The organism is Bradyrhizobium sp. USDA 3240 (assembly GCF_054063295.1).
In genome coordinates, this window is sequence record NZ_JBSSGD010000002.1 from 3,921,167 (window position 1) to 3,941,569 (window position 20,403).

The 20,403-nt window shown below is 64.8% G+C and carries 14 protein-coding genes and 3 pseudogenes; 5 read left to right on the top strand and 12 right to left on the bottom strand.

Annotated features, from left to right (window positions below):
- Positions 1-84: 84 nt before the first annotated feature.
- The 5 genes from ACVIGA_RS19240 to ACVIGA_RS19260 all read right to left on the bottom strand — a co-directional run bounded on the left by ACVIGA_RS19240 (position 85) and on the right by ACVIGA_RS19260 (position 7,072).
- Positions 85-879, bottom strand: coding sequence for a CarD family transcriptional regulator (locus ACVIGA_RS19240; protein WP_163160932.1), 795 nt, complete (start codon positions 877-879; stop codon positions 85-87).
- A gap of 430 nt (positions 880-1,309) precedes the next feature.
- Positions 1,310-1,648 carry a ferredoxin FdxA gene (gene fdxA, locus ACVIGA_RS19245; RefSeq protein ID WP_092120017.1) on the bottom strand — a complete coding sequence of 113 codons (339 nt, stop codon included), beginning with the start codon at positions 1,646-1,648 and terminating at the stop codon, positions 1,310-1,312.
- 195 nt (positions 1,649-1,843) lie between these two features.
- Positions 1,844-2,128 (bottom strand): RNA-binding S4 domain-containing protein, encoded by a 285-nt coding sequence (locus tag ACVIGA_RS19250; protein WP_223972185.1) that lies wholly within the window; start codon positions 2,126-2,128, stop codon positions 1,844-1,846.
- 20 nt (positions 2,129-2,148) lie between these two features.
- Positions 2,149-5,682, bottom strand: coding sequence for a helicase-related protein (locus ACVIGA_RS19255; protein WP_456667584.1), 3,534 nt, complete (start codon positions 5,680-5,682; stop codon positions 2,149-2,151).
- Positions 5,683-6,241: 559 nt separating this feature from the next.
- Complete coding sequence (locus ACVIGA_RS19260) at positions 6,242-7,072, bottom strand: DUF3108 domain-containing protein (RefSeq protein ID WP_456670843.1); 831 nt, start codon at positions 7,070-7,072, stop codon at positions 6,242-6,244.
- A 353-nt stretch (positions 7,073-7,425) separates the two neighbouring features.
- On the opposite strand from ACVIGA_RS19260, the gene rpmB reads away from it, so the two are divergent.
- Positions 7,426-7,734 carry a 50S ribosomal protein L28 gene (gene rpmB, locus ACVIGA_RS19265; RefSeq protein ID WP_092120029.1) on the top strand — a complete coding sequence of 103 codons (309 nt, stop codon included), beginning with the start codon at positions 7,426-7,428 and terminating at the stop codon, positions 7,732-7,734.
- Between the two features lie 147 nt (positions 7,735-7,881).
- Here rpmB and ACVIGA_RS19270 read toward each other — a convergent pair.
- Both ACVIGA_RS19270 and ACVIGA_RS19275 read right to left on the bottom strand, forming a co-directional pair.
- A pseudogene (locus ACVIGA_RS19270) lies at positions 7,882-7,944 on the bottom strand (DUF3223 domain-containing protein); the annotation flags it as partial.
- A 322-nt stretch (positions 7,945-8,266) separates the two neighbouring features.
- Positions 8,267-8,464, bottom strand: coding sequence for a hypothetical protein (locus ACVIGA_RS19275; protein ID WP_456667585.1), 198 nt, complete (start codon positions 8,462-8,464; stop codon positions 8,267-8,269).
- Between the two features lie 1,095 nt (positions 8,465-9,559).
- Here ACVIGA_RS19275 and ACVIGA_RS19280 point away from each other — a divergent pair.
- The 4 genes and pseudogenes from ACVIGA_RS19280 to ACVIGA_RS19295 all read left to right on the top strand — a co-directional run.
- On the top strand, positions 9,560-9,787 hold the full coding sequence (locus tag ACVIGA_RS19280) for a hypothetical protein (protein WP_223972181.1): 228 nt from the start codon (positions 9,560-9,562) through the stop codon (positions 9,785-9,787).
- A 172-nt stretch (positions 9,788-9,959) separates the two neighbouring features.
- Positions 9,960-10,979 carry an IS30 family transposase gene (locus ACVIGA_RS19285; protein WP_456667586.1) on the top strand — a complete coding sequence of 340 codons (1,020 nt, stop codon included), beginning with the start codon at positions 9,960-9,962 and terminating at the stop codon, positions 10,977-10,979.
- 119 nt (positions 10,980-11,098) lie between these two features.
- Positions 11,099-12,304 carry an ABC transporter substrate-binding protein gene (locus ACVIGA_RS19290; protein ID WP_456667587.1) on the top strand — a complete coding sequence of 402 codons (1,206 nt, stop codon included), beginning with the start codon at positions 11,099-11,101 and terminating at the stop codon, positions 12,302-12,304.
- A 200-nt stretch (positions 12,305-12,504) separates the two neighbouring features.
- Positions 12,505-13,494 (top strand): annotated as a pseudogene (locus ACVIGA_RS19295) (IS30 family transposase); the annotation flags it as partial.
- 69 nt (positions 13,495-13,563) lie between these two features.
- Here ACVIGA_RS19295 and ACVIGA_RS19300 read toward each other — a convergent pair.
- The 5 genes and pseudogenes from ACVIGA_RS19300 to ACVIGA_RS19320 all read right to left on the bottom strand — a co-directional run bounded on the left by ACVIGA_RS19300 (position 13,564) and on the right by ACVIGA_RS19320 (position 20,396).
- On the bottom strand, positions 13,564-14,526 hold the full coding sequence (locus ACVIGA_RS19300) for an alpha/beta hydrolase (protein ID WP_456667588.1): 963 nt from the start codon (positions 14,524-14,526) through the stop codon (positions 13,564-13,566).
- 20 nt (positions 14,527-14,546) lie between these two features.
- Entirely contained in the window at positions 14,547-15,782 is a 1,236-nt protein-coding gene (locus ACVIGA_RS19305; protein WP_456667589.1) for an NAD(P)-binding domain-containing protein, read from the bottom strand.
- 1 nt (position 15,783) lies between these two features.
- Positions 15,784-16,383, bottom strand: coding sequence for a hypothetical protein (locus ACVIGA_RS19310; RefSeq protein WP_456667590.1), 600 nt, complete (start codon positions 16,381-16,383; stop codon positions 15,784-15,786).
- A 15-nt stretch (positions 16,384-16,398) separates the two neighbouring features.
- Positions 16,399-19,852, bottom strand: a pseudogene (locus ACVIGA_RS19315) (acyl-[ACP]--phospholipid O-acyltransferase).
- A gap of 286 nt (positions 19,853-20,138) precedes the next feature.
- Positions 20,139-20,396 carry a hypothetical protein gene (locus tag ACVIGA_RS19320; protein WP_456667591.1) on the bottom strand — a complete coding sequence of 86 codons (258 nt, stop codon included), beginning with the start codon at positions 20,394-20,396 and terminating at the stop codon, positions 20,139-20,141.
- Positions 20,397-20,403 lie beyond the last annotated feature (7 nt).

The following is a 20,403-nucleotide window of genomic DNA, read 5'->3' on the forward strand; positions in this document are numbered from 1 at the left end:
GTGGCCAGCGTAGACGCTGACAGAAGTGCGGCGACAAAAAAGCCCGGTCTCTCGACCGGGCTTTTCGAAATCCTGCAACGCTGCTTAGGCGGCTTCGTCTTCGACGGCGGTATCGTCGCCATCGGTATCGGCATCCTCACCGTCGGCATCGCCCTCGCCTTCACCCTCGGCTTCCGCCTTGGCGCCGCGGCGCGGGCTCTTGGCGAGCTGGCCTTCAATCTCCTTGATCGCCTCGGTCTCGGTCGAGTGCTGGACGACGGCGATTTCGCGCGACAGACGGTCGAGCGCCGCTTCATAGAGCTGGCGTTCGGAGTAGGACTGCTCGGGCTGCGATTCCGAACGATAGAGGTCGCGGACCACCTCGGCGATCGCGACGATGTCGCCCGAATTGATCTTCGCTTCGTATTCCTGGGCGCGGCGCGACCACATGGTGCGCTTGACGCGGGCGCGGCCCTTCAGCGTCTCCAGCGCCTTCTTGACCAGCGCCGGCTCCGACAGCTTGCGCATGCCGACATTGGCGACCTTCGCCGTCGGGACGCGCAGCGTCATCTTGTCCTTCATGAAATTGATCACGAACAGCTCGAGCTTGGCGCCCGCGATCTCCTGCTCCTCGATCGCCAGGATCTGGCCGACGCCGTGAGCGGGATAGACGACGAATTCGTTGGCCTTGAAGCCCTGGCGCTGGGTCACGACCTTCTTCGGCTCCTCGACGCGCGGCGCGGCGGCCGGCTTGGCAGCAACCTTCGGAGCAGCGGCGGGGACGGCAGCCTTCGGGGCGGCCGGCTTCGGCGCAGCAGCAGCAGTCTTGGGGGCGACCTTCGCAGCAGCGGGCTTCGCAGCTGCCGCTTTCGCGGCAGTCTTGGCAGTCTTTTCTGGCATCACGCTTCTTTTGTTCTTTGAGGACTTTGCAGCCGCCGCCTTCTTGGCCCCCTTCACGGGCGCCTTGGCACGGCCCTTGGTTGCGCTGCGAGCAACGACAGCGGCTTTCTTCGTCGTCTTTGAAGCACTCTTTTTACGCGTTTTCTGTGACACAGCCTGCGCGCGGAAACTGCCACGCCCCTGTTCGATGTTTGCGGGAACCTCGAAGCCACAAGGTACGCATGGCAAGGGGTTCTTGGCCTGTAATGGTGCAGATATAGCACATTTTCCGCAAAAATCAATGGTTTACGCCCGATTCCGGGCATAACAGGGCATCCTCAGGTCATATGTCCATCATTAGGGTTAAATCGGCGGCCGAACGGTGGGCCGCCGCAGTCCAGGCCCGCCCTTATCGGGGTAGTCCCGACGGCTGTAGGGAAACGTCAGCGAATCAGTCGCCGCTGCCCGGATTCGGAGAAAAATATTTCTCGAACTTGCCTTCCTTGCCTTCCCACTCCTTGGCGTCCTCAGGCGAGTCCTTCTTCTGGGTGATGTTCGGCCAGCTCTTGGCATACTCGGTGTTCACCTCGAGCCACTTCTCCAGCCCCGGCTCGGTGTCCGGCTTGATGGCGTCAGCCGGGCATTCCGGCTCGCACACGCCGCAATCGATGCATTCGTCAGGATGGATGACCAGCATGTTCTCGCCCTCGTAGAAGCAATCGACGGGGCAGACCTCGACGCAGTCGGTATATTTGCACTTGATGCAGGCTTCAGTGACGACGTAGGTCATCCAAAACTCCGGAACGATCGATTTTTCTGGGGTTGCGTAGCGCAGGAATACCGGGGCCGCAAGGGAAGCCGCCTCTGAAAAACGCCAGTATTCTCACGCCCCTGCCACCAATTTTATCGGGAGCATGATCCTGATCGGAAAACCGGACCCCACTTTTCCGGACCATGCTCAATTGAGATAGCAAGCGCTAGATAACTACTCCTTGCCGGCCTGCAAATTGCCGGCCTGCAAATCCTCATACAGCACGCGTGCCGCACTGGCATCGCCGCGCCGCTCGGCAAAGCCCGTCACCTTCAGCACGCGGACGCTGTTGTCGAGCGCTATGGTGACGACGTCGCCCGCCTTCACCGCATGGCCCGGCGATTTCTCGCGCGTGCCGTTGATGCGGACATGACCTGATGCGACGAGTTCAGCCGCGCTGGTGCGGGCCTTCACCACCCGCGCGTGCCACAGCCATTTGTCGAGCCGCTGTCTGTCCAAGCGTCAGACCAAGGGTTGGATTATTCCTTCCGGCCGGCGAGCTGCTCTTTCAGGGCAGCGAGCTTGGCGAATGGCGAGTTCGGATCGATCGGACGGTCGCGCTCGCGCGGCGCGCTCGACGCGTAGGGCCGATGCGACGGGCCGCCCTCGCGCTTGTCGCGGCCGCCCTTGCCGAAATCGCGGCCGCCGCGGTCACGATCACCGCCCTTGCGATCACCACCACCACCGAACTTGTTGTCGCGGCGACGCTCATTGTCGCGATCGCGCCCCTTGCCCTCAAAACGCTCGCGGCGCTGGCCCCTGTCCTCGCGCGGCGCGCCGTCGGCCGGCGCGGCAGCGACCGGCGCAGCGCCGTCAGCGGGCGCGGCTGGACGCGGCACGCGGAAATCCTGGTGGCGGCGCGGCCGGCGATGATGCTCGCGCTTCTCGCCGTCGCCACCGCCTTCCGTGGCCTGTGCGCCCTCGGCGGGCTTGTTCTGATGGCGGCCGCGATTGCGGTCGTGGCCGCGATGATGCGGACGGCGCTCGTCGGAGCGGCCGCCGGGACGCCAGACTTCGACCATTTGCGGCTCGGCCGGCGTCTCCGCGGCAGCAAGCGCGGCCTCCGCGGGCGCTGCGTCAGCGCTCGCGGCCTCCACGGGCGCTTCCGCGGCGGGCTCTGACGGTGCCTCAGCAGCCTCAGGCGGCGTCTCCGCAGCGGCCTCGACGGCAGGCGCGGGCTCGGCTGCAACTTCGGCAGCGGGCGCTTCAGGCGCGGGTTCTCCGGCGACAGCGGCAGGCTCTGCGGCAACCTCTGCCACGGGCTCGGGCTGGGCCTCGATGACAACCGGCGTCGCCTCGCTGGCGACCACCTCGGCAAACCCGACGTCGGGCAGCAGCGCAGCCGACGGCGCGGGATCGCCAGATACCGGCTGCTCGACGGCGGCTTCGGCCTCGGGCGCAGCGGCGGCCTCCGGCGCATCGGCCACCACCTCGGCGGCGGCATCGACCGGCGCATCCGAGGCGGCATCAGACGTCGCCTCGACCGGCGGCGTCTCGGCGGCGACCGTCTCGGTGGCCTCAGCGGGCGCAACCTCGACAGCCTTCGGCGGCAGCGGCGGACGGCGGTCCATCCGGTAGCCGAGCGCGCGCAGGATCGAGGCAAAGTCCTCACCGGCGGAGCCGGTCAGCGAGGTCATCGCCTGGGTGACGACAAAGCCGCGGCCATCGAACGCACCGGCGGGCTTCTCGCCCGGCGAGGTCTCGCGCCAGGCCAGCGCCGGACGGATCAGATCGGCGAGCCGTTCGAGAATATCGACGCGCACCGCGCGCTCGCCGCACTGGCGATAGCCGAGCACGCGATAGCCGTCGCGCGGCAGGGCCTTGTCGACCGGGAACGAGGTGCGGCCGCTGGAGGCGAGATGCTGCACATTCGACAGCGCGCCCATGTCGACATTGCTCTGCTTCTCGGCCCATAGCAGCGAGGCCAGCGAGCGTGCCGCGGGCTTCAGCAGCTGCGGGAAGTAGATGTGATAGGCACCGAAGCGCACGCCGTATTTGCGCAGCGCGGCGCGCGAGGGTTGGTCGAGATCCTTCATCTCGGCCGCGATCTTGCTGCGCTCGAGCACGCCGAGCGCTTCGACGAGCTGGAAGGCGATGCCGCGGGCGATGCCCTGGATATCCTCTGCCTTGGACAGTTCGAACAGCGGCCCGAGCAGCTTTTCGATATGCGTCTTGAGCCAGAGATCGAGCCGGGTCTGCACGGCTTCGCGCGAGGCGCCGGTCAGCCGCTCGTCGGAAATGATGCGCAGCCGCGGATGCAGCGCGTCGTCGGCGGCCACAAGCTTGGCGACCGCATCGCCGGTCCAGCGGATGGTGCCGTCGGAGGTCAGCACGAACTGCTCGTCGGGGGCGGCGCCCAGTTTCTCGGCACGCGTATCGATCTCGCGCGCCAGCACCTGCTGGGCTGCGGCTTGCAGCGCCTTGGCGTCGCTGCCGGCCTCGGCCGCATCAGGTGCGAAGGTGAAACCATCGAGCCGGCCGATCACGTGGCCTTCCACGATCACTTCACCGGTCTTGCCAATTTCCGTATTCAAAACTGAGTTCTCCCGCAGGCGGCGCATCAATACACTGGTCCGCCTGTCAACGAAACGCTCCGTGAGCCGTTCATGCAGCGCATCGGATAATTTATTTTCGAGATCGCGCGTGATCCCCTGCCAGTGGTCCGGGTCGTAGAGCCAGTCGGGCCGGTTGGCAACGAAGGTCCAGGTCCGGATTTGCGCGATCCGGCCCGATAGCGTGTCGATATCGCCGTCGGTCCGGTTGGCCTGGTCGACCTGGGCGGCAAACCATGCGTCAGGGATACGACCCTTTTGCATCAGGAAGCCATACAGCGTGGTCACGAGTTCGGCATGGGCGGCCGGCGCCAGCTTTCGGTAGTCCGGAACCTGGCACGCCTCCCACAGCCGCTCCACCGCTTTAGCCCCATGCGCGAATTCGCGCACCTCGGCGTCGCGTGCGACATGTTCGAGCACCCGCAGGTCCTCGGCCACCGGGGCCCGCGTCAGTGCCTCATGATTGGGCGACAGCGCCAGCGACACCTGCAAGGCGCCGAGCGAGGAGAAGTCCAACTTGGCGTTGCGCCATTGCAGCATCTTGACGCTGTCGAAGGTGTGGTTCTGCAGCGCATTGACGAGCTCCGGCTCGAACGGCGCGCAGCGACCCGTCGTGCCGAAGGTGCCGTTGCGCGTGGCGCGGCCGGCGCGGCCCGCGATCTGCGCGAATTCGGCCGGCGTCAGCCGGCGGAACTGATAGCCGTCATATTTACGGTCGGAGGCGAAGGCGACGTGATCGACGTCGAGATTGAGCCCCATGCCGACCGCGTCGGTGGCGACGAGATAATCGACGTCGCCATTCTGGAACATCTCGACCTGCGCATTGCGCGTGCGGGGCGAGAGCGAGCCCAACACCACGGCCGCGCCGCCATGCTGGCGGCGGATCAGTTCGGCGATCGCGTAGACCTCATCCGCGGAGAACGCGACGATTGCTGTTCTACGCGGCTGCCGCGTGATCTTGCGATCGCCGGCGAATTCGAGCTGCGACAGCCTCGGCCGCGTCACGATCGAGGCGCCGGGCAAGAGCCGCTCGATGATCGGGCGCATTGTGGCTGCACCCAGCAGCAGCGTCTCGTCGCGGCCGCGGCGGTTGAGCATGCGATCGGTGAAGACGTGGCCGCGCTCGAGATCGGCGGCGATCTGGATCTCGTCGACGGCGAGAAAGGACACATCGAGATCGCGCGGCATCGCCTCGACAGTCGAGACCCAGAAGCGCGGCGCCTTCGGCTTGATCTTCTCTTCGCCGGTGATCAGCGCGACATTGTCGACGCCGCCGCGGGCCGCGACCTTGTTGTAGACCTCGCGCGCGAGCAGCCGCAGCGGCAGCCCGATCAGGCCCGACGAATGCGCCAGCATGCGCTCGATGGCGAGATGCGTCTTGCCGGTGTTGGTCGGGCCCAGCACCGCAGTGACGCCTGCGCCGGGCACGCGGTCATTTCCGAACGAAGTTGAGAAAGCCATATTTTGCAGGTGTTTCTTTTATTGTCCGGCGGCTGTCAGCCGTCATTGCGAGCGAAGCGAAGCAATCCATTTCGCGTGCGCGTCGGCACGATGGATTGCTTCGTCGCTGCGCTCCTCGCAATGACGCGGAAATCCGGAAACTGATCGATCATGGGCATCATCTGAGGCGAATCTGTCTCACAATGCGACGCTTTCTGCGCCGCCCTTAAGCTTCAGAACGAGTCTAGAACGAATCGCGGCCGAATCGGTGACTCCATTCCAGACCTGAAACGTTCACCGCAACATCTCGGGCAGGCTGACGGCGGCGGCACTAGATCAAGTTTGAGAGGGCTCCACAAGCACAGGATATGCGGACTGAATTCCTTAAATTCCAGAGGCGGACGAGTCGAATCAGAAGCCGGCAAGAGTCAACTGGATTCCGGTGACGTTTGTTGCATTCCGCAGGGTCCCAACCCGTCATGCCCGGGCTTGACCCGGGCATCCATCAACCAAGAACGACCTCTCTCGAAACGGATGGATTGCCGGGTCAAGCCCGGCAATGACGAGGTGCGTTGCCGCCCTACTGCGTCTTCGCCACGCGCGGCGGCGCGGCTGTGGTGACGAAGGAGGTGGCTTCCAGCATGGCCTGGCCGAGCGGGGTCGGGATCGTCATGCGGAACGGCACCAACAGGCGGGTGCCCGCGATCGGCACGAAGGCGATCTCGATGTTGCGCTGGGCGGCGAGATATTTGATGACCGGGCGATCCGGGATGTAGCCCGAGATCGGCACGAAATAGAGCGCGCAGACCAGCGCGGGGCCGTGATAGCCGCGCTCGGCTTTCACGATCTCGACGCGCTTGAAATCCAGCTTGAGGTCGTAGCGCATGCGGCCGTCGAACACGCCGGCGCCGGTGCGGCAGACATCCGGGCTCATCAATTCGGCATTGCCGGGCGCGCGCAGGAACGAGCCGGTCATCGGATCGAACACGTTCTTCTTCTGCGCGTCCGAGACCGGCAGACGGTCGGCATCGACCGGCGGCTCCGGCTCGATGGAGGATTCCTTGATGCCGCCATTGGCCAGCACCATCCGGATCGTCTCCGACTTCTTCGATGTGGTGGTGGTCGCGGTGTAGGAGGCGGCAACCAGCGCGCCGTTGACGACGCGGCCCTGCGAGGCGCCCCCACCGCTGCCGCCGGAGAACGCCTTCAAGAGGCCCGCGGTGCCGCCTTGGGCCGAGGCCGAGAAGCTGTCGTCGCCGATTTCAATGGTCCAGCTGCCCTTGCCGACCGGGATACCGCCCAGCGTCGCCTCATACTGGGCGTCGAGCCGCCCCTGCGCGCTGGCGCGCTCGGCGCAAAACAGCAAGAGCGCACCGGCGCACAGGCCGATGAGCCGGCCGAGCGGGGGCAAAAGGGCAATGGCGGTCGTCACTTAACCTACCTGACGGTCCTGCTATCGGCGCTCTGTTCGTTGTCCATTTGGTCCTTCAATTCGGCCGGACAACACGCGCATCTGTTATGGAACCAAGACTTGCAGCCGAATACGCCCTTTATATGGTTGCCATATCCGTCGTTAAGTGGCTGGTAGCGCTTATGAACCGCCATTTCCCGGTACGGTTATGCGGCGATATAATCTTGACGCTTGGGTATTCTCCCCCTATACACCCGCGGTTCCTGGAAAATGGACGCGAATTCAAAACCCCCGCGCGGGCCGCGTGATCGCACGTGCCGCCGGAAGCGGGGATGCAATAAGGATTTTGTAAGATGTCCCGGCGCTGCGAACTGACGGCCAAGGGCCCCCAGACGGGCCACAAGGTGAGCCACTCGAACATCAAGACCAAGCGGCGCTTCCTGCCGAACCTGGCCAACGTGACCTTCATCTCGGATGCGCTCGGCCGCAACGTGCGCCTGCGCGTCTCGACCAACGCGCTGAAGAGCGTCGACCACAATGGCGGCCTCGACGCCTACCTGATCAAGGCCAAGGCCGAGGTGCTCTCGCCCCGTGCTCTCGATCTCAAGCGCGCGATCGAGAAGAAGGTCGGCAAGCCGGTGTTCGTGAAGAAGGCGAGCTGAGCTCAACCGAACGCGGAATTCGCGGAGAGAGTTTTGAACGGCCGGGTCGGATGACCCGGCCGTTTTTGTTTTGGCATGCACCGGGTACAGCGGCGAGAAAAGCTCTAGTCCTTGCTGTAAGGACCGATGCACGCTCTGTAATGAAAATCGATCGACAGTCTCGTCAGTCCGAACCACCCAAAAGCACTGGGTGTGATAATCGGCCGACAAGACCTCAAAGTGATCTTACCCGATCCCCTTGGCGATAGCGCTTGAGCATTGAAACGCCCTTGCGGCTGGCGTCCACTTTGCAAAACATGAAAGTTGTTGCGCGGGCGGCGCCAAGCATGTCCGGCCTCGCCGGCGCTCCCTGCGCGCTCTGCATCACGAGCGGGGATCAAGCTGCCGCACGACCTCGGCCGGCGGCGCCGCGCAAATGCACGCGGTCGTCCCGCAATCCTAAATCTGCATCGAGCGGCCGGTCGCCTGCCGGATCACGCGCTCCCGATCATGACACGTCGCGAGGACAGCACGGATCGCGCCAACGCCCGTCTCACTTCGGCGACCGCAACCCCGGCGACATCACCCACGCGTTGATGTGTGAGGCGGTCTCGGCCTGACGGGCCATGCGGATCAGGCGGTCGCGTGCGACGCCGGGAGGCATGACGCGGGCTTCGCCGCGGAGGCGGATCGATTCATCCGCTTGGCGTTGCTCCGGGGATAGGCGCGGGTTGGGAAGGCTGTTCTGCATCACGCTGCTCCATTCCATCCGAAGGCGGGAGCGCAATTGGCGTTCTCGGTCACCGGCAGTGCCGGATATGCGCGCGGTGATCACCCACAGTACGCCTGCGGGGCGTGGCCGGACGGTGCACTAGTGAACACAGCGAAGGAAATCGACTGAAGGGATTTGCCCGCCCCGGAGTGCACGGCCCTGGCTTTGGGGGCAGGAAATTGCAGGGCCGTGCAGGCCGGTAACCAGCCCGCTGCATCAAGTCGGAGCCGCAGCGCTTGTTCCAGCGTGCCGCGCGACGCGCCAGAAAGCGAATCTCACCAACAATTTCCACGCGACACAGCCTGACCAGTCCTTGCAGAGAAAATATTCCTCTTTCCCGACACCCCAATTGTTGCTCGGGACCCACGGGTGCGTGCTGGCATCTAGCGTTCCCTGCTCCATCAGCGAGGGTCAAGCTGCCGCAAGGCTCGGGCCGATCGCGCCGCGAGATGACGCGCGCACGCTCTCTCCCGCTGTCTGATAGGTGAATCGATCCGACCACGACGTGCATGTGCGGCACGTGAGAGGATTCTTCTTTGCGCAATGACGCGTGAAGTAAAATCGTCCATCGCATCGCACGGGGAGAGATGAACTGCTTCGTCGCTTCGCTTCTCGCAATGACGGCGTCGCGATGCTTGCGACAGGCCCGCTGACAGCTGTTGCCAATGACAGCGGTGTCATCGCTTCCATCACGCGCACATCACGCGAATCTCCGCTTGATGCGTCGAAAGCGCGTGAAGAAAGCCTTAACGCGCGCGCCGCGCACGACCAAGAAAGCCTCTAAATCACGGCAAAAACGGCGTGTCGCTGCGCCATTAATCACAACCTCACGCGATCGATCACGAGCGCATGAGGCGCATGCAAAACGCCACGATCTCTTCCAACTCATGGTGTGCAAACAAGCCGTCCGACACGATTGCGATTCGACGCGGCGAACGCCGCGCGGCTCGAACACCGTGAGGGACATCACGGCCGGCACAACTGATTGTGAGGCATGTGCGCCGCACTCTTGGGAAGAAGCCTGGCCGTTCTTACATCACGTCCAAAGAACGACCCCAATAAAGGAATTGGTCAATGCAAGTTCGCGCAGCCGAAACGCGCGGAAGACTGGTGCCTGCGCTCGCAACCGCCGCCGTGGCGGTGCTGGCCACGGCAGTCCTCGTCATCCTCGAATTCACCCCGCCCCGCGATGTGCAGGCCGCGGCCGAGCCCGGCATGATCACCTCCGCCGCCGCCAGTAGAGCCGGCGCCACCGTGCTGCCGACCGACCCGGTCACCACCGGCAGCGTGCGCTACCGCTGAGGGGCGTCGCTCTCTCATCATCGTCGTCCCGGCGAAAGCCGGGACCCATTACCACTAGTCTTTGCCGTTACCCGCCGAATGTCGCCCCAGCGTCGCACCACATAAGCAGTTGGGGTAATGGGTCCCCTGAGTTCACAAACGAAGTGCAACACTTCCTTGAGGAGGTGTTGCCATGGGGCGGACTTACAAGCAGCTCTCTCTGGACGACCGATGCGAGATTGCCTGTCTATCGGCCAATGGCAGCTCGGTCCGGCAAATCGCGGCAGCTCTGGATCGCTCGCCATCAACAATCTCTCGGGAACTGAGCCGTAATCGGAGCGTTCAGGCTGGCTACAAGCCAAATTATGCCCAGCAACAGATGCGAGCGCGGCGCTGGACGGGCGGACGCCTCGAACGGGAGCCCGTCCTGCGCCGCGCGGTGTTGCAACGCCTTCGCCGAGGTTGGTCGCCGGAGCAGATCGCCGGCCGGCTGGCCCGCGAGTGCGGGCACAAGGTGATCTCCCACGAGACCATCTACCGCTTCATCTATGGCCAACTCAGGCGCACCTCGGACTTCAGCTGGCGACGCTACCTGCCGCGCGCCAAGAGCAAGCGCGGCCTCCGCGGCAAGCGAGGCGGCAGCCCCGCAAGCTTCATCGAAGGCCGTGTTTCCCTGGCAAATCGGCCCCTTGAGGTTGCCGACCGTAGCGTCGCCGGGCATTGGGAGGCCGATTTGATGATGTTCTCGAAGTACGGTCAGGCCGTGCTGACCGTGCATGAGCGCACCTCTCGCCTGCTGCTCGGCATCCGCCTTGCCAGCAAGGTTGCGCGCGGTGTCGCACGCCATCTCGTCCGCTTCTTCGCTGCCCTTCCACAAGAGCTGCGCCAGACCGTCACCTTCGACAACGGCACCGAGTTTGCCGGTCACCTGGCGCTACATCGCCTCTCGATCGAGACCTTCTTCTGCGATCCCCACGCGCCCTGGCAGAAGGGTGGTATCGAGAACGCCATCGGCAGGATGCGCCGCTTCATCCCTCGCAAAACGGATCTCGTAACCCTCTCGACCGCCAGATTCCGCCAGTTCATCGCCACCTACAACAACACCCCACGCAAATGCCTTGACTACCGCACGCCTGCGGAGTCCTTTGCCGATCAAGTGTTGCACTTCGAGTGTGAATCCACCTCCCGGCCTTCGCCGGGACGACGGCAATAATAGTCACCCCCGCCGCAATTTCGCATCCCTGCCCCGGCGTCTCATCGCAAGCCTGCCTCCCTCGACCTGCGTAAGGTCTCCCTCGCGAACAAAACAAAAAAGCCACAGGGAGGCTCACGATGATCTGGAAGGCCATCACGGCAGCACTCGCGCTTGCGCTCGCGACACAGGCGCACGCCGCCGAGAAGAAATATGGCGCTGGTACCAGCGACACCGAGATCAAGCTCGGACAGACCTCGCCATTCTCGGGCGCGGCGTCGGCCTACAGCGTGATTGCGAAGGTGCAGGCCGCCTACTTCAAGATGATCAACGACCAGGGCGGCGTGAACGGGCGCAAGATCAACCTGATCACGCTCGACGACGGCTACTCGCCGCCGAAGACGGTGGAGCAGACCCGCAAGCTGGTCGAGCAGGAGGAAGTCGCCGCGATCCTCAATCCGCTGGGCACGCCGACCGGCCTTGCCGTGCGCAAATATCTCAACGACAAGAAGGTGCCGCAGCTGTTCGTCGGCGCCGGCGCCACGCTATGGGGCGACTATGCGCATTATCCGTGGTCGATCGGCTTCCAGCCGTCGTACCAGGCCGAGACCGCGGTCTACGCCAAATACGTGCTGACCAACAAGCCGGACGCGAAGATCGCGCTGTTCTACCAGAACGACGACGCCGGCAAGGATTACGGCAACGGCTTCAAGAAGGGGTTGGGGCCGGAGAACACCGCCAAGATGGTGGTGGCGGAGACGACTTATGAATCGACGGACCCTACGGTCGACAGCCAGATCGTGAAGCTGAAAGCCTCCGGCGCCAACGTGCTGTTCATGCACGCGATCCCCAAGCAGGCGGCGCAGGCGATCAAGAAGATCGGCGAGATCGGCTGGAAGCCCGACCTGTTCTTCCTCGCGGCGACACCGACCTCAGTGTCCTCGGTGCTGAAGCCCGCCGGCTTCGAATACTCGAAGGACATCATCTCGTCCTACTCGCTGAAGGATCCGAACGATCCGCAGTGGAAGGACGATAAGGACGTGATCGCCTGGCAGGACTTCATGAAGAAGTACTTCCCCGACGGCAATCTGCAGGACCAGCTGATCGTCTACGGCTATGTGGTGGCGGAGGCGACGGTGCAGGTGCTGAAGCAATGCGGCGACGACCTCACCCATGAGAACATCATGAAGCAGGCCGCCAACCTCGACATCGAGTTGCCGATGTTCCTGCCCGGCATCAAGGTGAAGACCTCACCGACCGACTATTTCCCGGTCGAGGCAATGCGGCTGCAGAAGTTCAACGGCGAGACCTGGCAGCTGTTCGGCGATACGATCGGGAATGATTGAGGCATGTGATTGAAGGCTGAACTATCCACATCGTCGTCCCGGCCGAGTGCGCAATTGCGCACGGGGGCCGGGACCCATAACCACCGCAGCCCGTCGTTGGAGCAGGCTGTGGCCCCAGCATCGTGCAACACCGACATTCGGGGTAATGGGTCCCCTGAGTTCACAAACGAAGTGCAACACTTCCTTGAGGAGGTGTTGCCATGGGGCGGACTTACAAGCAGCTCTCTCTGGACGACCGATGCGAGATTGCCTGTCTATCGGCCAATGGCAGCTCGGTCCGGCAAATCGCGGCAGCTCTGGATCGCTCGCCATCAACAATCTCTCGGGAACTGAGCCGTAATCGGAGCGTTCAGGCTGGCTACAAGCCAAATTATGCCCAGCAACAGATGCGAGCGCGGCGCTGGACGGGCGGACGCCTCGAACGGGAGCCCGTCCTGCGCCGCGCGGTGTTGCAACGCCTTCGCCGAGGTTGGTCGCCGGAGCAGATCGCCGGCCGGCTGGCCCGCGAGTGCGGGCACAAGGTGATCTCCCACGAGACCATCTACCGCTTCATCTATGGCCAACTCAGGCGCACCTCGGACTTCAGCTGGCGACGCTACCTGCCGCGCGCCAAGAGCAAGCGCGGCCTCCGCGGCAAGCGAGGCGGCAGCCCCGCAAGCTTCATCGAAGGCCGTGTTTCCCTGGCAAATCGGCCCCTTGAGGTTGCCGACCGTAGCGTCGCCGGGCATTGGGAGGCCGATTTGATGATGTTCTCGAAGTACGGTCAGGCCGTGCTGACCGTGCATGAGCGCACCTCTCGCCTGCTGCTCGGCATCCGCCTTGCCAGCAAGGTTGCGCGCGGTGTCGCACGCCATCTCGTCCGCTTCTTCGCTGCCCTTCCACAAGAGCTGCGCCAGACCGTCACCTTCGACAACGGCACCGAGTTTGCCGGTCACCTGGCGCTACATCGCCTCTCGATCGAGACCTTCTTCTGCGATCCCCACGCGCCCTGGCAGAAGGGTGGTATCGAGAACGCCATCGGCAGGATGCGCCGCTTCATCCCTCGCAAAACGGATCTCGTAACCCTCTCGACCGCCAGATTCCGCCAGTTCATCGCCACCTACAACAACACCCCACGCAAATGCCTTGACTACCGCACGCCTGCGGAGTCCTTTGCCGATCAAGTGTTGCACTTCGAGTGTGAATCCACCTCCCGGCCTACGCCGGGACGACGATGTGGTTACACTCCCTTCGCCAACAATGGCTGGTGCGACCGGAGATTAAACACCCCGCTCCAACAGCACCTTGAAGTCCACTCGCGCCCGCTGCGCCTCGGCGCGTGCGGCCTCCGACGCATCACCGAGGCCAAAGTAGCCGTGAATGAGGCCCTCGCCGGTATGATACGCGAACTGCACGCCGGCCGCTTGCAACGCCTTGGCGTAGGCATGGCCCTCGTCGCGCAGCGGGTCGAACCAGGCTGTCGTGACGACGGCCGGCGCGACTCCGGCGAGAGATTTTGCGCGCAGCGGCGAGACGCGCCAGTCAGAACCCTGCGCGGGATCCGCGAGATAATGCCCGGCGAACCACTGCATCGTCGCCCGCGTCAGGAAATAGCCCTCGGCATTCTCGGCGCGCGACGGAAATTTCGCATTCTCGGCAGGATCGGCAAAACTTCCGACGACGTCGGTGACGGGATAGACCAGCAATTGCCCGGCGAGCCTGATGCCGGCGTCGCGGCAGGCGAGCGCGGTGGTGGCGGCGAGATTGCCGCCTGCGGAATCGCCGGCGACGCCGACGCGGGAGAGATCGCCGCCGAATTCACTGAGCCGCGCGATCACGTCGCGGATCGCGGCGAAGGCATCCTCGAAAGCGCCGGGGAAGCGCGTCTCCGGCGGGCGACGGTAGTCGACCGAGATCACCACCGCGCCGGTCTCGATCACGAGGTTGCGCGCCTGGCGGTCATGGGTCTCGAGATCGCCGGCGACCCAGCCGCCGCCATGGAAGAAGATCACGGTCGGCGCCGTGCCGCGGCCGTTGCGATAGAGCCGCGCGCCGAGCTTGCCCGCGGCGCCCGCGACTTCGATGTCGCGCGCCACGTCGACCGGCGGCGGCGGCACTGCCTTGCGCGCCTCGGCCAGCGCGCGCAGCGAATCGCGGCAGCTCTGCGGCGTCATGGTCGTGGGATCGCGCAGCGGCAGCAGCGGGATGATCTTCTCAATGTCGGGATCGAGCGGAAGTGGCATGGGAATCCTTTAGTTCAAGTTCAGGTCAGATGCTTGGAAAGGCTGCTGGCCTCGATCGCTGATATTTGCAGCGCGATGAAGCGGCTGTAGATGCGGGCCTGCGAGAAGGCGCCGCCGGTGAACCAGAGGCCGGGCTGGGGCGTGCGCGTCCACATGTTGCGCAGCTCCTGCGTCGCATCGTCGAAGCCCCAGACGCGGCCGACGCGCGCTGCGACGTCCTCGCCGAACAGTTTTGCGAGCAGATGATCGTGGCCCTTGTAGCCGGTGGCGAGCACGAACAGCTCGGCGGCGAGCGCAGTGCCGTCGTTCAGCGCGAGGCCAGAGGCGGTGAAATCAGCAACGTCGGCGGCCTGGATCAGGCGTATCTTGCCGTCGGCGATCAATTCGGAACAACCGACGTTGAAGTAATAGCCGCCGCCGCGGGAGCGGAATTTCAGCGGCCAGCCGGTGCCGTCTTCACCGAATTCGAGCCGGAAGCCGGCGCGCTCCAGCCGCGATAGCAATGGCGCATCGAGCCGCTTCACCTCGTCGGTGATGATCTTGTGCGCGATCTTCATGACCGGCAGCGGCACGCCGGAATTGAGGATGTCGCGCACCTCGATCGTCGGACCGTCGCCGAGATAGGTCTTGTCGTAGAGTTGCGCCGGCTCGACATTGACCACCATGGTCGGGCTGCGCTGAACCATCGTGACATTGGCGCCCGCGGCGTGCAGCTCTTGGCAGATGTCATGCGCGCTGGTGCCGGTACCGAACACGATCACCGAGCGCCCGGCCCATTCGCGTCCTGCCGCGAACGCGCTGGAATGTAGCACACGGCCAGCGAACCGCTCGATGCCCGGGATGACGGGGATGTTCGGCGTGCCGCTGACGCTGGTCGCGAGCACGATGTGCTTCGGGTGCAGCGTGCGCGGACCATCGGCTCGTCGCAGCGTCACCGTCCAGCGTTGCGTCGCATCGTCATAGCGCGCGCCTTCGAACGAGGTCTCGGTCCAGAAGTCGAGCTCCATGATGTCGACATAGCTTTCCAGCCAGTTCGCGATCTTGTCCTTCGGGATGTAGTCCGGAAAGCTCAGTGGGAACGGCAGGTAACGAAACAGATTGACCGGCGTCTTGTTGTGCAGCTTGAGGCCGCGATAGCGCAGCCGCCAATTGTCACCGACACGCCGCTCGCGATCGACGATCAGGGCATCGAGCCCGATCCGCTTGCACTCGACGGCAGCCGCGATGCCGGCGTGGCCGCCGCCGACAACAAGCACATCAGGCTCGCGGTCGGCATAGGCGCGCGAGGCCTGCCTCTGCTCCAGCCAGTCGGGGTGCGGCGAAATCGCGCGCGTGGGATTCCTCCATGGCGTGTTTGGCGCTGATGTCGCAGATGCGATCGAAGTCAGGCATCGTGGAGAACGTCCACGCCGCGGAATTTCCATCCGCACCGCTCAGCAGGCGGACAGCGCCGATGCCGGGGCCGTTCGATGTGTCGAAGGTGAAGACCGCCTCGATCACCTCGCATCCGGCCATTACGGCGCGCCGCGGTATCAAGGCACGGTCATCGAGACGAAATTCACGCGCGTTCGCCGCGGCAGCACGCGCGAGCAGCTCGGCAACGACGCGCTGCCGCCCGCTGAACGTCGCAAAATGCCAGGAGATGCCGAAGATGTTGCGCCAGTGGCTCTCAGGCGCGAACAGCGCGGAAAGAGCATTCGCGGAGCGGTTCGCGAGCGCCGCATCCAGCGCACCGATCCAGCGCTCGGCTATCAGTTCAGGCGCGTCCTCGGTAGCCGGGTTCAGTTTGTCCAGCATGATCGTGCTTTCTCGGGAGCAGTTGCCAACTATCTGACAACATGCTCCCGAAAAGCACAACCATCATGCCAAGACTCATGCGACGTGTTGCTCGAGCTGCTCCGGCCCGCCCTCCTCGGCAGCGGGCTCGGCCTGCACCGCAGGCGCTGCGGCGAGTTCCTTCGCAAGCGCCGTGGCGCCGACATAGTCGGTCTTGCCGGTGCCGAGCAGCGGCACCTTGTCGACGACGCGGATGTCGGCAGGCACCGCGAGCTCGGACGCGCCGACGCTCTTGGCCTGGCGCTGCATCGCGGCGCGGTCGGCGTTCCTCTCGGTGGTGAGCAGCACGATGCGTTCGCCCTTGCGCGCATCGGGGATCGAGACCGCAACCGACATCGCCTGCGGCCACAGCGCCGATGCCATCGTCTCCACCGCGGAGAGCGAGACCATCTCGCCCGCGATCTTGGCAAAGCGCTTGGCGCGGCCCTTGATCGCGATGAAGCCCTGCGCGTCAACCGTGACGATATCGCCGGTGTCCGTGCCAGCCCTCGGGCAGCGGCTCGAGCACTCCGGGGTTTTCGGCGCGCAGGTAGCCGAGCATCACGTTCGGACCTTTCACCGACAGGCGGCCGCCTTCCTCGATGCCGGGGACCGGATCGAGGCGGTACTGCATCAGCGGCGAGATGCGGCCGACGGTGCCCTGGCGGTTTGCCATCGGCGTGTTCATCGCCAGCACCGGCGCGGTCTCGGTGACGCCGTAGCCCTCGAGAATGCGGATGCCGTAGCGCTCCATATAGATCTGCCGCGTGCGCTCCTTCACTGCTTCCGCACCGGCGATGACGAGCCGCAGCGTGCGGAAATCATAGGCATGCGCCGAGCGGGCGTAACCGGTGAGGAAGGTGTCGGTGCCGAACAGGATGGTCGCGCCGGTCTGGTAGATCAGCTCGGGCACGATCCGGTAGTGCAGCGGCGACGGATACATGAAGATCGGGATGCCGCCGAGCAGCGGCATCATCATGCCGCCGGTCAAACCGAACGAATGGAACACCGGCAGGACGTTGAACACCTTGTCGTTGGCATTGGCATCGACCCGCGCCAGCGCCTGCGCCGCGTTGGCGAGGATGTTGCGGTGGGACAGCACGACACCCTTCGGAGTGCCTTCCGAACCCGAGGTGAACAGGATGACCGCGGGATCGTTGGCCTCGCGGGCGACGCGCGGCGCGATGCCGGCGCGGAAGCCTGCGATCTTGTCGCCAAGGCCGATGCCGGCCCTGACGTCCTCGAGATAGATGACGCGCGCCTGGCCCGCCATCGCCGTGATCAGCTTGTCGAGCTTACCCTTCTCGATGAAGGCCTGCGAGGTCAGCACGGTCTTGACCTGCGCCGCCTTCATCGCCGCCAGCACGTTGACCGGACCTGCCGAGAAGTTGAGCATCGCCGGCACGCGGCCGATGGTCTGCAGTGCCATGAACACGACGGCGACGCCCGCCGAGTTCGGCAACAGTACGCCGACATTCTCGCCGACCGCGGTGCCCTGCTCGAGCTTGCGGCTCAGCACCTGCGCGCCGAGGATCAGCTTGCGATAGGTCAGCGTGGTGCCGAGCGCGTCCTCGATGATCGGCTTGCCGGTGTCTCGGTCGCGATAGGCATGGCCGAGGCCCTCGAACAGCGTCTGGTCGAGCATCGCGTTCTGCACCATGGCGTCGATCATGACGTCCTGCAGCGCGGCGCCCGCGGCATTGCGACGCGCCTTGCCCCTGAGCGACTGGTCGATCGGCAGCTTCACCGGCGGCAGGATCGAGATCGTCACCTTGGGGAACCAGGACCGCTTGATCTCGCCGTTCTTGAGATAGCTGAGATGCGAGCGCTGCGCGCCCTCGATGCGGACCGGGACGACGACCGCGTCGGCCTTGTCGGCGATCATCGCGGTGCCGTCATAGACCTTCATCAGCGAACCGGAGACCGTGATGCGGCCTTCCGGGAAGATCACGACCGGCTCGCCGGCGGCGACCAGCTTGATCAGGTCGCGCGCCGCCAGCGGCTTCGACGGGTCCATCGTGTAGTGCTTGATCATCTTCAGGAACGGCTTTGCCCACCACGCCTTGGCGATGCCGGTGTCGACCGCGAAGCTCGCATCGATCGGCAGCATGGCGTGCAGCAGCGGGCCGTCGACCAGGCTGACATGGTTCGGCGCAATCAGCATCCGGGTGCCTGCGGGCGGCAGGTTCTCCATGCCGCGCACCTCGAGGCGGAACAGCGCCCGGAACAGCAGCGCGCCGAAATCGCGCACGCCTTCCTTGCCCCACTTGGTCAGCACGAACCAGACGGTGCCGAAGCTCGCGATCGCCAGGCCGAAGAAGATCCAGGCGATCGGCAGACCGGCAGCTTGCAGCGCGCCGACGAACACCGCGCCGGCGACCATGAAGCCTGCCTGCAAGATGTTGCCGGCGGCGATGATGCGGGCGCGCTCGGACGGCGCGGTCCAGGCCTGCACGGCCGCAAACGACGGCACCACGAACAGGCCGCCGCCGAACGCGAACAGGAAGAAGTCGGCCAGCATGCGGAAGCCGCCGAACGAGGCCGCGAACGCTGCCGCGGTGACGTCCTTGCCGAGCGAGGTGGTGGCGATCGCCCAGGCGAGGTCGAGGCCGATCACGCCCATCACGATGGCGCCGATCGGCACCAGCGCGAGATTCGGGCGGACGTGGCTCAACTGGGCGGCGAACAGCGAACCGGCGGCAATGCCGATCGCGAACACGGCGAGGCACAGCGTGACCACGCCCTCGGTGCCGCCGACGCCTTCCTTGATCAGCGCGGGCAGCAGCGACAGCACGATCGCACCGACCATCCAGAACCAGGACACGATCACCATGCCGTCCCACAACCGCTGTTCGGCATAGAGCGACTTCAACAGGCGCACCGTCGAGGTCCATGGATTCTTGGTGATCGGCAGATCGGGCGCGGAGGGCTGCGTCACCGGGATGCGCGACGCAAATCCCCACGACAGCACCGACAGGCCGACCACGGCGGCACAGATCCAGCCCATGTGGCTGGCGCCGGCGACGAACATGCCGCCCGCGATGGTGCCGATCAGGATCGCCATGAAAGTTGCGCCCTCGACCAGCGCGTTGCCGGTCGCGAGTTCGGATACCGACAGCTGGTCGGGCAGCACGGCATATTTCACCGGGCCGAACAGCGCAGCGACAATACCAAACAGCGCCAGCGCGATGAACAGCAGCGGGATCGAATGAGTGAAGAAGCCGGCTGCGGCGAAGGCCGCGGCGAAAATCTCGAAGAACTTCAGCCGACGCGCGACGACGGACTTGATGTAGCGGTCGGCGAGCTCGCCGCCGAGTGCCGACAGCACGAAGAACGGCGCGATGAAGATCGCACCCGCGAGCTGGACCAGCGCCGGCCCCTGCTCGTTGGCGACGCCGTACAACAGCATGATGACCAGCGCGTTCTTCAGCACGTTGTCGTTCAGCGCCGAGCAGAACTGCGACCAGAACAGCGGCGCGAAGCGGCGGGACGTCATCAATTCCTTGATCATGACCGGTTCCTTGGGTTAGCGCGCATGGCGCTGGCAGGTCTGCGAATTCGCGTGGCAGAGAATGGGGAGCGTGGTGAAAATGACGGAGATGCCGCAGCCTTTAGTCTTTTCCGCAACGTATCGGTTCGAACCAGCGCGGATCGGCCGCGCCGGGCGCCGCGACAATGACCGGCAGAAATGTACGAGACCTTATCCAGGGTTGTGGTCGATCGACATCGAAACGGGCTCGCGGCGGACATGGTGAGTGCTTCGTTGAGGTTTCGGTGACAATTGCGGCGCGGCCGCTTCAGGTCAGTTCACTCAACCCGCGGAATGGCGACCAGCGGCAGTTGCGCGACTTGCAGCGGCTGCCGCGCTGGGCCGCCGGGCGCGGCGCGCGCCGATCGGCGCGCCGCTGCTCCAGCACGCCTGCGACGTCGCAGGCGCGGGCGATCCGCTCGATCGGGGCGGTCGCCAGTGCGAAGATGGCGCGGCCAAAGCCCGTCACGAGCTCGATCGCGTCATCGACAAGGGTGGTGGTCAATTGAAGTGCTAGGGTCTGCATGTGAGTG

What these genes read in the sequence shown, in the direction of transcription:
- ACVIGA_RS19300 (WP_456667588.1), bottom strand. Translation starts at nt 14,526, where the DNA reads ATGCCACTTCCGCTCGATCCCGACATTGAGAAGATCATCCCGCTGCTG.
- ACVIGA_RS19255 (WP_456667584.1), bottom strand. Translation starts at nt 5,682, where the DNA reads ATGGCTTTCTCAACTTCGTTCGGAAATGACCGCGTGCCCGGCGCAGGC.
- fdxA (WP_092120017.1), bottom strand. Translation starts at nt 1,648, where the DNA reads ATGACCTACGTCGTCACTGAAGCCTGCATCAAGTGCAAATATACCGAC.
- ACVIGA_RS19275 (WP_456667585.1), bottom strand. Translation starts at nt 8,464, where the DNA reads ATGCAGAACAGCCTTCCCAACCCGCGCCTATCCCCGGAGCAACGCCAA.
- ACVIGA_RS19240 (WP_163160932.1), bottom strand. Translation starts at nt 879, where the DNA reads ATGCCAGAAAAGACTGCCAAGACTGCCGCGAAAGCGGCAGCTGCGAAG.
- rpmB (WP_092120029.1), top strand. Translation starts at nt 7,426, where the DNA reads ATGTCCCGGCGCTGCGAACTGACGGCCAAGGGCCCCCAGACGGGCCAC.
- ACVIGA_RS19285 (WP_456667586.1), top strand. Translation starts at nt 9,960, where the DNA reads ATGGGGCGGACTTACAAGCAGCTCTCTCTGGACGACCGATGCGAGATT.
- ACVIGA_RS19320 (WP_456667591.1), bottom strand. Translation starts at nt 20,396, where the DNA reads ATGCAGACCCTAGCACTTCAATTGACCACCACCCTTGTCGATGACGCG.
- ACVIGA_RS19290 (WP_456667587.1), top strand. Translation starts at nt 11,099, where the DNA reads ATGATCTGGAAGGCCATCACGGCAGCACTCGCGCTTGCGCTCGCGACA.
- ACVIGA_RS19280 (WP_223972181.1), top strand. Translation starts at nt 9,560, where the DNA reads ATGCAAGTTCGCGCAGCCGAAACGCGCGGAAGACTGGTGCCTGCGCTC.